Origin of the sequence: Clavibacter phaseoli (assembly GCF_021922925.1) — a bacterium.
In the GTDB taxonomy this organism is placed as follows: Bacteria; Actinomycetota; Actinomycetes; order Actinomycetales; family Microbacteriaceae; genus Clavibacter; species Clavibacter phaseoli.
The window spans coordinates 118,573-131,404 of the sequence record NZ_CP040786.1 but is presented as its reverse complement, the minus strand read 5'-3'; the positions used below and the strand labels follow the sequence as shown (position 1 = coordinate 131,404).

Below are 12,832 nucleotides of genomic sequence, written 5' to 3'. Positions count from 1 at the left end.
CTGGCGACATCCGCTCCGCGAACGACGGAGGGGCGGGTACCGTCGGCACCCGCCCCTCCGTCCCGCCCGCGCGTCAGCCCGCCACGTGCCACCTCCGCACGGGGCTCGTGCCGGCGCCGACCAGGTGGTCGCCGGGGTACGACGCGTCAACGGCGTGGTCGCCCGGCTCGATGCCGGAGACGTCGAGATGCCCCGCGCCCGACCCGTCGAGCGGGATCCGGTACGTCCGCTGGTCGACGGACAGGGCGACCGCCCCCGTGGCCGCCTGGGCCGCGCCGCTCCGGACGGTGACCTCGACGCACGCCGTACCGCTGGGCGTGCCGGGCGGCGTGGTGAGCGTCAGGCGGACGTCGGGCGCGTACCGGACGGTGACGGCGGCGCTCGTGGCGACCCCCGTCGCGCCGCCCGGCGCGGTGGCCGTCACGCGCGCGGCGAGCGCGGTGCCGGCGAGCGCCGGCGTGACGCGGAGGGACGAGCCCGTCGCGCCGCCGAAGGGCTTCCCGTCCGACAGCCACTGCGTCGCGAACGTCGTGCCGGCCGGGGTCCACGTGCCGGTGGACGCGGTCAGCGTCTGCCCGACGTCGGGCGTTCCGCTGATGACGGGCGGCGCGCTCGCGACGGGCGGGGTCGCGACGGCCGGCGTCGTGACGTCGACGAGGGTCGTCGCGTCGGATCCCGCGTAGGAGACGAGCCCGACGTAGTCCGATCCCGCGGGGAGCCCGGACCACGACGCGGTGTAGGTCGCCTTCCGGCCCGGCGTCACGGGGAGCTGCGCGGGCGTCACCGCGAAGGACCCCTGGCCGCCCGAGGCGGCGACGTCGTAGCGGGTCAGGTCGAAGTCCGCCTCGTCCGCCGTGCCCGCCACGGACTCCGCCTCCACGGTCACGACGTACGACCCGGCCGGGGGCGCCGGCACGACGATGCGCTCGGACGGCGACGACGTCTGCTGCACGTCCACGACCTTCCGCGTGCCGTCCGCTCCCACGCTCTCCAGCTCCATGGCCAGGTCGGAGGCGCCGTCGCGCGGCGTCGCGTCGAGCACCAGCGCCCGCTGGCCGGCCGCGACGGTGAGCGGCAGCGCGAAGTCCTCGGACTGCGCGAGGGATCCCGTGGGTCCGCTCCGCGCGCCGGACGGGTCGTGGAGCAGCTGCCCCGCCGCGAGCCCGGAGGCCGTGAGCGCCAGGCGGCCCGCGACGCCCGAGGTCACCTGCACGGCGACCTTCCCGGTGGCCCCGCTGCCCGACACGCGCGCCGGGGCGTCGACCGCCTGCGGCCGCACGGCGACGGGGCTGCGGACGGTCCCGCCGGGGCCCGTCCAGGTGAGGGACCCGGTCGTCCACGCGCCGGTGGACGCTCCGGCCTTCGCCTGGATGCGCACGTGGAAGGTGCGCGTCTGGCCCGGCGCCGTGAAGGTCAGCCTCGCCGGGCTGACGGTCACGTCGGCGCCGGCCAGGCCCTGCACGGACGCCTTCCAGGTCCCCGCGGCCTGCGAGGTCACGGTGCGGGTGACGGTCGTGCCGCCGATGAGCGACCCGACCGCGATGCTGGGCAGGTTGAGCTGGGACACCGGCACCGCCGCCACGGGATGCGGCAGCTCGAGCCCGGTCTGCGCGGCGTACCCCGCCCAGTCCCGCGGACCGCTCGCGTACACGAGGCCGGGGTGCAGGTAGCGCGCGGACGCGATCTCGCCGGCGCCCTGCGCGAAGGGATCCGTGGCGGCCTTCCCCTGCGCGTCCGACGTGTCCGTCGCGGTGGTCATCATCGCGGACTTGATCTCGGACGGCGACGCCGTCGGGTGGATGCCGAGGTACACGAGCGCGAACCCAGCGATGTGCGGGGAGGACATGGACGTGCCCGAGAGCGCGGCGAAGCCCGGCCGGCCGTCGATGTCCTTGTACGCGGCGGGGATCCCCGAGCCGGGCGCCGTGATGTCGGGCTTGATGATGTCGGCGCCGTCCGCCGCGTCGGGGCCGCGGGAGCTGAAGCCGGTCACCTGCGGAGCCGGGCGCTCGACGCCCGAGGCGTTGCCGGCGGTGAGCGTCGCGGTGGCGCCGGCCTCCGCGGCGTAGGCGACGACGGCCGGGCGGGCGTCGACGTCCACGTGCACGGTCGGCACGGCGTGGCTGTCGAGGTCCTCCGAGTCGGCCTTCACGTTCGTGAGGACCATGCCGATCCCGCCGGCCCGCTTGATCTCCGCGCTCTTGTCGACGCGCGCCGAGACGCCGCGGTCGCACTGCACGATGCGGCCCCGCACCTTGGCCGGATCCAGCGTGCCCTTGCCGCACAACTCCGGGGACGTCGCGCCGGCGACGCCCGAGGCCGCCGCCCGCACGAGCGGGCCCGACACCGGCGAGGGGCCCATGAGGGACGCGCCCGCGAACCTCCGACCGTCGCCCAGGGTCAGCGTCGCGGAGTAGTTGTCGGGGACGCTGCTGGCGGCGACCGTGGTCACCCACGGCTCCAGGTTCGAGACGGTGCCCGCGTCCGGGCCGCTGTTGCCCGCGGACGCGGCGACGAAGATCCCCGCGCTCGCGGCGCCGAGGAGGGCGCGCTGCTCCTCGTCCGGTGACGGACCGTCGCCGCCGAGCGACATGTTGATGACGTCGACCCCGTCGGCCGTGGCCTGGTCGATGGCCGCGACGATGTCGGAGACGGCGCATCCGTCGTCCGTCTCCACCGACGGGTCGGGGCCGTCCCAGCAGACCTTGTACGCGGCGATCCTCGCGGCCGGGGCCACGCCCGCGATGGTGTCGAGGGTGCGGCCCTGGATCACGGCGGGGACGCCCGCGTCACCCGCGGCCGTGCTGGCCGTGTGCGATCCGTGCCCGTCCGTGTCGAGCGGCGACGCCTTCTCCTGCGGTCCCAGCGGGGACTCCCCGAGGTCCCTCCCGGCGATGTACGACCGCGCTCCGATGAGCTTGGTGGAGCAGTCGGCGGCCGTGAAGCCGTCGCCCGCCTCGCACGTGCCGTGGAAGACGCTGCCGTCGGCCTTCCGGAACGCGATGCCCGTCCCGTCGCGGTAGGGCTCGTCGCCCGGGGCCGAACCGAGGGGCCTCCCCGCGAAGGACGGGTTGTCGGGGGCGATGCCGGTGTCGATGTCGCCGATCACCGTCCCCGCGCCGGCGTGGTCCGCACCGCCCGCGGCGGCCCACAGCCCGTGGTCGCCCTCGAGGCCGAGGGAGCGGATGGCGGGCGTCGACTGCGGGTGCAGCGTCCGGTCGGGCTCGACGCTGAGGACGTCGCCGTCGTGCGCCAGCGCCTTCACCTGGTCGGCGGTGAGCTTCGCGGAGAAGCCGTTCGTCGTGAGGGAGTACTGGTGGATGGGCGTGACGCCGACCGAGTCGGCGACGGAGCGCTGCGCCCGCGCGAGGTGGTCGGTGTAGCGCTGGACGGCGTCCGACTCCGCGTCGAGGCGGGCGCCGGCGTCGACCTCCGTGCGGGCGAGCCCGTCGAGCGTGCCGTCGTAGGTCGCCGCCGGCTGGTCCTTGAGCGTGACGAGGTAGTGGCCGTCCGCCGCGTCGAGCGGCACGGCGGCCTGCGGGAGGACCGCGGCGCCGGCGGCGGATCCCCCGGCGACGACGAGCGCCACGGCGAGCCCGCAGGCCGCGAGGGGACGTGCCGCGCGGAGCCGGGCCCTCCGGCCGGGCGGGAGCGGGTCTCGGTGGATGGGCATGGCTGTTCCCTCCTGTCGCCGACCTCGGCCGGCTCGTGGATCCGCGGAGCCCGAGGTGCGCAGGAGGGCACCGGCCGGCGTCGCGGAGTCGCGTCGTCGACGCGATGGGGAGAACCGTAGGGACGGATCCGCGGCCCCCGTCGGCCCTCTGCACACGCCACGCGCGCCCCGGCACGCGAGAGGCCCCGCCCCCGGATCGGGGGCGGGGCCTCTCGGCGTGCGGCGGCGTCGGGGACGCCCGCGGGATCAGGCCAGGCGCGTCTGCAGGTTGTCCGCGAGCGACGCGAGGAACTCCTCGGTCGTCTGGTACGGCTGGTCCGGCCCGACGAGGAGCGCGAGGTCCTTCGTCATCTTGCCGCTCTCGACCGTCGTGATGACGACGTCCTCGAGGGTGTCCGCGAACGTCTTCAGCGCGTCGTTGCCGTCGAGCTTGGCGCGGTGCGCGAGGCCCCGGGTCCAGGCGTAGATGGACGCGATCGGGTTCGTCGACGTGGGCTTGCCCTGCTGGTGCTGGCGGTAGTGGCGCGTGACGGTGCCGTGCGCGGCCTCCGCCTCGACGACCTTGCCGTCGGGCGTGGTGAGCACGCTCGTCATGAGGCCGAGCGAGCCGAAGCCCTGCGCGACGGTGTCGGACTGCACGTCGCCGTCGTAGTTCTTGCAGGCCCAGACGTAGCCGCCCTCCCACTTGAGCGATGCGGCGACCATGTCGTCGATGAGGCGGTGCTCGTAGGTGAGGCCCGCGGCGGCGAACTGGTCGGCGTACTCGGCCTCGAAGACCTCCTGGAACAGGTCCTTGAAGCGGCCGTCGTAGGCCTTGAGGATCGTGTTCTTGGTGGAGAGGTACACGGGGTAGTTGCGGGCGAGGCCGTAGGAGAGCGAGGCGCGCGCGAAGTCGCGGATCGAGTCGTCGAGGTTGTACATGCCCATCGCGACGCCGGATCCGGGGCTCTGGAACACCTCGAACTGCTGCGGCTCGGAGCCGTCCTTGGGCGTGAAGGTCATCGTGAGCGTGCCCTCGCCCTCGAAGCGGAAGTCGGTGGCGCGGTACTGGTCGCCGAACGCGTGGCGGCCGACGATGATCGGCTTGTTCCAGCCGGGCACGAGGCGCGGGATGTTGCTGATGATGATGGGCTCGCGGAAGATCGTGCCGCCCAGGATGTTGCGGATGGTGCCGTTCGGCGAGCGCCACATCTTCTTGAGGCCGAACTCCTCGACGCGCGCCTCGTCGGGCGTGATGGTCGCGCACTTGACGCCGACGCCGTGCTTCTTGATGGCGTTCGCCGCGTCGATCGTGATCTGGTCGTCGGTCTCGTCGCGCTTCTCGATGCCCAGGTCGTAGTACTCGAGGTCGATGTCGAGGTACGGGTGGATGAGCGTGTCCTTGATGGACTGCCAGATGATGCGCGTCATCTCGTCGCCGTCGAGCTCGACGACGGTCCCCTCTACCTTGATCTTCTCCACGAAGTCCTCCTCATGCTCGTCGGTCGCCTCCGATGCGCGTCTCCGTCGGCGCGCGCCGGGTCCGGCTCGTCGCCGGTGGATCCGTGGGCCAGCCTACCCGGCGGCCCCTGTCTCTCGACATCGAGACATCGGCGGGTCACGGGCGGATCCGCGCTCCCGCGCCGCCTCCCGCGCGGCCTCGCGGCACGCCCTCCCGACCGGGCCCGCGGCACCTGGCCCGACGGAGGCCCGCCCGATACCCTGTGGCCATGAGCGACATGACACTCGAAGAGCTGAGCGCCCGCACGATCGTGGCGGCCAACACGCTGACGCTCAAGCCGGGGCAGGAGAACTACGTCGCCCCCGTGTCGCACTCCATCGCCGAGGCCTACGTGAACCCCACCACCGCGTGGCCGCGCGTGGTCGTGGAGGACGGCGAGGTCGTCGGCTTCATCATGGGCAACTTCGACCCCGAGGCCCACGAGGAGATCTTCCGCAGCTGCATCTGGCGCATCAACGTCGACGCCGACGCGCAGGGCCACGGCGTCGGCCGGTTCGCGGTCCTCGCGCTCGCGGACGAGGCGCGCTCGCGCGGCTTCGAGCGGCTCACGGTCGTGTGGGAGCCGGGCGAGGACGGCCCCGAGGAGTTCTTCACCCACGTCGGCTTCGAGGTCATCGGCGAGACCCAGTACGGCGAGGCCATCGGCGCGCTGGCGCTCTAGCGCGTGGCCGTCTTCGCCACCCCGGGCGAGTTCACCGACCGCGTGCTCGAGGTCGTCGCCGAGATCCCGTCGGGCCGCGTCATGACCTACGGCGACGTCGCCGCCGTCTTCGGCCGCCGCGGCGCCCGCGCGGTGGGCATGGTGCTGCGCTACCACGGCGCCGGGCTCCCCTGGTGGCGCGTGCTCCGGGCCGGCGGGCACCCGCCGACCGGGCTCGCGCACGAGGCGCGGCCCCGCTACGAGGCCGAGGGCACGCCGCTGGTCGACGCCCCGACCGATGCCGGCTACCGCGTCGACCTCGAGGCGGCCCGCTGGTTCCCGTGATGCGCTGACGCCCGGCGACCCGCTCGTCCGCCTGCCGGCCGAGCGCGGATCATGCTCCGGGACCACGGCCGGGGCCTCGCGGCCGATGCGCCGCGGATCCCGCTCCGCTGGACTGGGAGCATGCCCCGTCCCCGGTCCGTCCGTGCCCTCGCCGCCGCCCCGCTCGCCACCATCGCCGTGCTGACCCTGGGCGGCTGCGGCGCGGCGAGCGCCGTCGGCGGCATGACCACCCCGGCGGACGCGCGCGTCTACGCCACGGCGGCGGACGCGGACGGACGCCTCCCGGCCTGGATCCCCGCGGACGCGACCGACGTCCGCATCAAGACATCGCTGCGCGGCGAGGGCGCGATCCTCGGGTTCCGCTCCGCGACGCCGGCGGACCAGCTGGGCTGCGCCGCGGCGCCCGCCGACGCCCCCGCGCCGTCCGTGCAGGACACGTGGTGGCCGGATCCGTTCCCCGCCGCGACCATGTCGTGCGGCGACGGCTGGCTGGCTGCCGCGGACGGCGACGCCGTGCGCGCGTGGCTCCCGGAGGGCTCCCCCGCGCTCGACCTCTGACCGCGCCCCGGACACGACGCGGCCCGGGCGCCTCCCCTGCGGGAGGCACCCGGGCCGCGATCGCGCGTCGCGCTAGACCAGCGACTCCCGCCACGCCGCATGCAGCTGCGAGAAGCGGCCGGTGCCCTGGATGAGCGACTCCGGCGTCCCGTCCTCGACGATGCGGCCCTGCTCCATGACGAGCACGCGGTCCGCGATCGCGACGGTCGACAGCCGGTGCGCGATGATGATCGCCGTCCGGTCCGCGAGCAGCGTCGTGAGGCCCTGCTGCACGAGCCGCTCGCTCGGGATGTCGAGCGAGCTCGTCGCCTCGTCGAGGATCAGCACCGCCGGGTCCGCGAGGAACGCCCGGGCGAACGAGATCAGCTGGCGCTGCCCCGCCGACACCCGGCCGCCGCGCTTGTTCACGTCGGTGTCGTAGCCGTCCGGCAGCGACTCGATGAACGTGTGCGCCCCGACGGCCTCCGCGGCCTCCCGGATCTCGCCCCGCGTCGCGTCGGGCTTGCCGATCGCGATGTTGTCGGCCACGGATCCGGAGAACAGGTACGCCTCCTGCGTCACCATGACGATGGCGCGGCGCAGGTCCTTCGGGTGCAGGTCGCGCAGGTCGATCCCGTCGAGCGCCACGCGCCCGCCGGACGGGTCGTAGAACCGGGAGATGAGCTTCGCGAGCGTGGTCTTGCCCGCCCCGGTGGATCCGACGAGCGCGATGGTCTGCCCGGCCGGCATGTCGAGGTCGAAGCGCGGCAGGATCGTCTTGCCCTTCCCGTAGCCGAACTCGACGCCCTCGAACGACACGTGGCCCGTGGACTCCCACAGGTCGACCGGCTCCACGGGATCCGGCACGCTCGGCTCCTCCTCGAGCACGCCCGAGATCTTCTCGAGCGCGGCCGACGCCGACTGGTAGCTGTTGTAGAACATCGCCATGTCCTGCGCCGGCCCGAAGAACTGGCGCGTGTAGAGCACGACCGCGAGCAGCGCGCCGATGCCGAGCTGCCCGTCCGCGACGCGCAGGCCGCCCACCAGGAGCACCACCGCGACGGTGATGTTGCCGATGAGGATGAGGCCGGGGTCGAAGATGCCGAACACCTGGATCACGCGCATGTTGGTGTCGCGGTAGCCCTCGACGTGCTCCGAGAACTCCTCCGCGTTGCGCTTCTCCTTGCGGAAGGCCTTCACGGCGCGGATGCCCGTCATGGTCTCGACGAAGTGCACGATCAGCCGCGCGGACTTCACGCGCGTCTGGCGGAACAGCGCCTGCGACTTCACGGCGAACCAGAGGCTCAGGAAGAACAGCGGCACGAGCGCCGCGAGCAGCACGAGGCCCGACACCCAGTCGAAGGAGAACAGCGCGATCGCGGTGAACGCCATGTAGAGCGCGCCCTGCACGAGCTGGTTGATGCCGCCGTTGAGGAGCTCGCGGATGGAGTCGAGGTCGCTCGTCTGGCGGGAGATGATCCGGCCGGACGTGTACGTCTCGTGGAACTCCAAGCTCAGCTTCTGCGTGTGCAGGAACATGCGCTTGCGGAGGTCGAGGAGGATCTCCTGGGCGATGCGCGCCGACATCACCTGGTACTTCGCGACCAGCACGGCGCCCGTGACCGCGACGAGGACGTACGCCCCGATGACGAGCGCGAGCAGCGTGGGGTCGCCCGTGTCCAGCAGCGACGGCAGCGCGCGGTCGAGCCCGATGCCGATGAGGGCGGGGCCCGCGACGTTCGCGGCCGTGGCCACGAGGATCGTCGCGGCCGTGAGGATCAGCGTCCGCTTGACCGGCTGAATGGTGCTGACGAGCAGCCGGGTCGAGCGCCGGCGGATCTGCTTGCTCTCGGCGCGGGAGAAGTCGTCCCTCTCCTCGCCGGTGACTCCGGTGACGCTCATGCTGAGGCCTCCTCGCGCACGGTGTTCCCTTCCACGTCCAGGCTCGAGATGACGAACCGGTAGTGCTCGCTGGTGGCGAGCAGGTCGGAGTGCCGGCCGACCGCGGTGATGCGGCCGTCCTGCATGAGCGCCACCCGGTCCGCGAGCATCACGGTCGAGGGGCGGTGCGCCACGATCAGCGCGGTGGTGGAGGCGAGCACGCGGCGCAGCGCGGCCTCGACGAGCGCCTCCGTGTCGACGTCGAGCGCCGAGAGCGGGTCGTCGAGCACCAGCACGTCCGGCGCCGCGGCCACGGCCCGCGCCAGGGCGAGCCGCTGGCGCTGGCCGCCGGAGAGGCTGAGCCCCTCCTCGCCGACGGTCGTGTCGACGCCGTCGGGCAGATCGCGCACGAAGCCCGCCTGCGCGATGTCGAGCGCCTCCTGCAGCACGCGCTCCGCCTCGGGCCCGCCGTCGGCGAGGTCGGGGCGGCCGAGCAGCACGTTGTCGCGCACGGTCGAGGAGAACAGCGTGGCGTCCTCGAACGCCATGGCGATGCGGCGGCGCAGCTCCTCGAGCCCCAGGTCGCGGATGTCCACGCCGTCGAGCTCGATGCTGCCGCCGGTCACGTCGTAGAGCCGCGTCGTGAGCGCCGTGAGCGTCGACTTGCCGCAGCCGGTGACGCCGACGAGCGCCATCGTCTCCCCGGGTCGGAGGTCGAGGTCGACGCCGTCGATGAGGTCGGCCTGGCCGTCGACCGCGTCCTGGTAGCGGAAGCGCGCGGCCCGGAACACGAGGTGGCCGCGGGGCTCCTGGATGCGCACGGGCGTCGCGGGATCCGTGATCACGTCCTCCTCGTCCATCACCTCGAAGTAGCGGTCGATGGCCGTCTGCGCGTCGAAGGTCATCGACAGCAGGAAGCCCACCGACTCGATCGGCCAGCGGAGCACGGCGGCGGTCGCGAAGAACGCCACGAGGTCGCCCACCGAGATCTCCCCCGCGGACGCGAGCAGCACGCCGCCGAGCAGCGCGAGCGCGAAGGTCAGGTCGGGCACCAGCAGCAGCCACAGCCAGATGCCGGCGATGGCCTTCGCCTTCTTGATCTCCGTGCCGCGCAGCTCCTCCGCCTGCTCGGCGAACGCGTCGTGCATGTGCTTGCCGCGACCGAACGCCTTGAGCACGCGGATCCCGTGCACCGACTGCTCGACGCTCGTGGCGAGGTCGCCGGACTGGTCCTGACTGAGCCGGGCCACCGACGAGTACTTCTGCTCGAAGAGGTAGCCGTAGACCCAGAGCGGGATGGAGCACACGAGGAAGCCGAGCCCGAGGCGCCAGTCGATGGAGACCAGGAAGCCGATGCCCACGAGGATCGTGAGGATGTTGACGATGAACAGCACGAGGCCGAACGCCATCCAGCGGCGGATGAGGTTCAGGTCGCTGACCATGCGCGACAGGAGCTGGCCGCTCTGCCACCGGTCGTGGAAGGCGACGGGCAGCCGCTGCAGCTTCCGGTAGAACGCGTTCCGCATGTCCGCCTCCATGAGCGTGCCGGGCTTGAGCACGAACCAGCGGCGGAGGGCGATCATGGCGGCCTCGAGGATCCCGAGGCCGAGGATCAGGAGCACCGCGGGCACCACGGCGGCGGAGTCGCCGTCGCCGAGCGGCCCGTCGACGAGGCCGCGGAGGATCTGCGGGATGACGAGGGACAGCAGCGAGCCGACGAGCGCGACCACCATGCCCGCGATGATGCTGGGCATGGCGGGCCGGGCGAACGGCAGCAGGCGCATGAGCACCGCGATGGTGCCGGGACGGGGGCCGTGCCGCTCGGAGGGCGCCTGGTCGGGCGAAGCGGGCGGTGAGGTGGACACGTGTCATTCCTTCTGTAGTCGGCCGATGCGCGGCCGGACGTGCGGGGCGGCCGCGCGCGTCAGGACGCGCGCGGCGGAGGAGAGGGGGCGATCTGGTGGGGCGGAGCGGTGCCCACCGGGAAAGGATCGGTGGAGCGGCCGCGGGATCCCGGCGGTCGCGTCAGGCGGCCACCGGCGCTCCGTGGGGAGACGCCGTGGAGGAGGGGGGACGAGCCGTGCGGCCGGCACGACCGCCGGCGGTCGGAGGCCGCGCGCGCGACGCCGGGGCGTCGCACGGGACCGGCAGCTAGCGGAGCGGACCGCGGGACGGGGTCACGGCAGCGGCCGCCGTGCCGATCCGGCTCGAGGTCGTGCGTGTGTCTGTCGTCGATGTCGTGGTCATGACACCCTCCCTGGCTGCGTATGCGATTCACGTGTGGGCCGCACCGATCGACCACGTGAATGGCCGCTCCAGGCAGCCTTCCAGGATATGGATCACGGGCTGCACGCACAAGAGCCCGGCCTGCATCCGAGGATGCGGGCCGGGCTCTGTTCGTGCGGGGCGGACGCGCGGAGGGCCGCTCGCGGTTCCGCCGGGATCAGCCGATGCGGACCGACAGGCAGGTGACGCAGCCCTCGAGCTTCTCGAACTCGCTGATGTCGACCGCGACGATCTCGTAGCCGAGGCCGCGCAGCACCTCCGCCGTGCGGGGCGCGGCAGCCGAGACGAGCAGCGTGTCGTCGTCGAGCGCGACGACCGCAGTGCCCTCCGCCTCCGGCACGGGGAGGAACGAGGGGAACAGCCGCGGCGCGTCCACCAGGGGCTCGTACCCGATGACCGTGCCGTCCGGGAGCGCCGTCACCTGCGACTTGAGGTGCAGCGTCCGGGTGACCGGGACGCCGACCACGGTGTAGCCGAGGGGACGCGCGATCTCGCGCAGCCGCTGGACGCCCGCGGCGTTGGTCCGGCTGCTGGAACCGAGGTAGAGGGTGCGACCGACCTCGAGGACGTCTCCGCCGTCGATGGTCGCGGGCAGGTCGATGGACGTCACCTCGAGGTCCATGCCCTCGAGCGCCCGCTCCACCCCGGTGCGCTCTCCGCGACGGGAGTCCGCCCCGGAAGTGAGCAGGACCGCGGTGGTGCCGAGGACCAGCACGGCGTCCTCCACGAACACCGAGTCGGGGTGGTCGTCGGCCGGCGGCACCTCGCGCGTGGACCATCCGCCCTCCTCGAGCGCGAGCACGTACCGCTCCCACTGCTGGTCGGCGAGCTCGGCGTCGACCGGACGGCGGTCCAGGTGCGTGAGCTCGCCTTCAGCGAGGCGCGAGGACGGAATGCGCACGAGCGCCACGCGCTCCTGGGCCACCTCGTGGCCTCCCGCCCCGCCGAGCCGAATCCAGAGACGCCGGCCGAGGAGGACGGACGCCAGCGACACCCCGAGCACGAACATGAGGTTGAGACCGAGGAGCGTCTCGAGCAGCGGGCCCACGATGTCCCCGCTGATGGTGGCGCCCTGCCCCATCGCGCCGACGAGGCTGCCGGTGAGCGCTCCGACGACGGCAGCCGCCACCGAGCCGACGATGGACGTCCACAGGCGTCGGTGGATGCCGACCCCCGCGAGCGCGGCGAGGAGCACGAACGCCACCAGGGTGTGCACCGTCCAGTAGTCGAGGAGGGTGACCAGGACAGCCGCCCCCGGCTGGTTGGCGCTGAAGAGAGTCAGGACGCTGAAGAGTAGTCCGAGGATCGCGGAGACGCCGGCGGAGACGAGGGCAGCGGACAGCGCCCTCCCGAGCGGGAGGCCGGTCGCCCTCGCCCGAGAGGGACGCGCCGTGGGCTTGTCGCTCATCGACGACGTCGTCGACGTCGTCGACGCGTCACCGTGGTCGGTGTCTCGGGGCTGGCCGGGCGTGCTGTCGTTCTCGCGGGATTCGGTCACGGATCACGACGATAACGCCAGGGCTTATGACCGGCATGTGAGGGGGCTGACAGGCACGCCGTGACCGGACGGGCGACAGTCCCCTCCTCATGGATCACGACGACGTCGACGTTCGGTAAGTCGGAGCGGATCCTTGCACGCCGCGCTGGGCATTCCGGCCACGACTGATGGCTCCTCGAGCCGACGCCACACTGTGCGGCCGGCTATCGCCGCCCGGTTCTCGCTCGTTGCGGCCGTTAACGCAGGAAGGCCCGCCGCACGATGTGCGACGGGCCTCCCCGATCATTCTCAAGTTAAGTCCGGCGGTGTCCTACTCTCCCACAGGGTCCCCCCTGCAGTACCATCGGCGCTGAGAGTCTTAGCTTCCGGGTTCGGAATGTAACCGGGCGTTTCCCTCTCGCTATGGCCGCCGAAACATCCCATACACACCCCACAAGGGGCATGAAATCTGTGATGAACCGACCAGTCAAG

General features: G+C 72.9%; 8 protein-coding genes and 1 rRNA gene. 3 read left to right on the top strand and 6 right to left on the bottom strand.

Annotated features, from left to right (window positions below; translation table 11 throughout):
* Window positions 1-73: 73 nt before the first annotated feature.
* Window positions 74-3,673 (bottom strand): S8 family serine peptidase, encoded by a 3,600-nt coding sequence (locus FGI33_RS00615; RefSeq protein ID WP_237582106.1) that lies wholly within the window; start codon window positions 3,671-3,673, stop codon window positions 74-76.
* A gap of 246 nt (window positions 3,674-3,919) precedes the next feature.
* Entirely contained in the window at window positions 3,920-5,134 is a 1,215-nt protein-coding gene (locus tag FGI33_RS00610; protein WP_104237250.1) for an NADP-dependent isocitrate dehydrogenase, read from the bottom strand.
* A gap of 248 nt (window positions 5,135-5,382) precedes the next feature.
* On the opposite strand from FGI33_RS00610, the gene FGI33_RS00605 reads away from it, so the two are divergent.
* The 3 genes from FGI33_RS00605 (at window position 5,383) to FGI33_RS00595 (ending at window position 6,717) form a co-directional block, all read left to right on the top strand.
* Window positions 5,383-5,835, top strand: a complete 453-nt coding sequence (locus tag FGI33_RS00605; RefSeq protein WP_119402348.1) for a GNAT family N-acetyltransferase — start codon at window positions 5,383-5,385, stop codon at window positions 5,833-5,835.
* Window positions 5,836-5,838: 3 nt separating this feature from the next.
* Window positions 5,839-6,159, top strand: coding sequence for an MGMT family protein (locus FGI33_RS00600; protein WP_237582105.1), 321 nt, complete (start codon window positions 5,839-5,841; stop codon window positions 6,157-6,159).
* A gap of 120 nt (window positions 6,160-6,279) precedes the next feature.
* Window positions 6,280-6,717: a hypothetical protein gene (locus FGI33_RS00595; protein WP_237582104.1), complete on the top strand. Its 438-nt coding sequence runs from the start codon at window positions 6,280-6,282 to the stop codon at window positions 6,715-6,717.
* A gap of 72 nt (window positions 6,718-6,789) precedes the next feature.
* On the opposite strand, the gene FGI33_RS00590 is transcribed toward FGI33_RS00595, so the two are convergent.
* The 4 genes from FGI33_RS00590 to rrf form a co-directional block, all read right to left on the bottom strand.
* On the bottom strand, window positions 6,790-8,598 hold the full coding sequence (locus tag FGI33_RS00590) for an ABC transporter ATP-binding protein (RefSeq protein ID WP_119402321.1): 1,809 nt from the start codon (window positions 8,596-8,598) through the stop codon (window positions 6,790-6,792).
* Complete coding sequence (locus FGI33_RS00585; RefSeq protein WP_237582448.1) at window positions 8,595-10,361, bottom strand: ABC transporter ATP-binding protein; 1,767 nt, start codon at window positions 10,359-10,361, stop codon at window positions 8,595-8,597. Before FGI33_RS00585 ends, FGI33_RS00590 begins: the two co-directional genes overlap by 4 nt.
* A 659-nt stretch (window positions 10,362-11,020) precedes the next feature.
* Window positions 11,021-12,361: a dimethylargininase gene (gene ddaH / locus FGI33_RS15470; protein WP_272930244.1), complete on the bottom strand. Its 1,341-nt coding sequence runs from the start codon at window positions 12,359-12,361 to the stop codon at window positions 11,021-11,023.
* Between the two features lie 297 nt (window positions 12,362-12,658).
* Window positions 12,659-12,775 (bottom strand): 5S ribosomal RNA (gene rrf / locus FGI33_RS00575).
* Between the last annotated feature and the right edge of the window lie 57 nt (window positions 12,776-12,832).

Excerpts from the sequence above, each read along its gene's own strand:
- FGI33_RS00615 (WP_237582106.1), bottom strand. The coding sequence starts at position 3,673 with ATGCCCATCCACCGAGACCCGCTCCCGCCCGGCCGGAGGGCCCGGCTC.
- FGI33_RS00605 (WP_119402348.1), top strand. The coding sequence starts at position 5,383 with ATGAGCGACATGACACTCGAAGAGCTGAGCGCCCGCACGATCGTGGCG.
- FGI33_RS00595 (WP_237582104.1), top strand. The coding sequence starts at position 6,280 with ATGCCCCGTCCCCGGTCCGTCCGTGCCCTCGCCGCCGCCCCGCTCGCC.
- FGI33_RS00590 (WP_119402321.1), bottom strand. The coding sequence starts at position 8,598 with ATGAGCGTCACCGGAGTCACCGGCGAGGAGAGGGACGACTTCTCCCGC.
- FGI33_RS00585 (WP_237582448.1), bottom strand. The coding sequence starts at position 10,361 with ATGCGCCTGCTGCCGTTCGCCCGGCCCGCCATGCCCAGCATCATCGCG.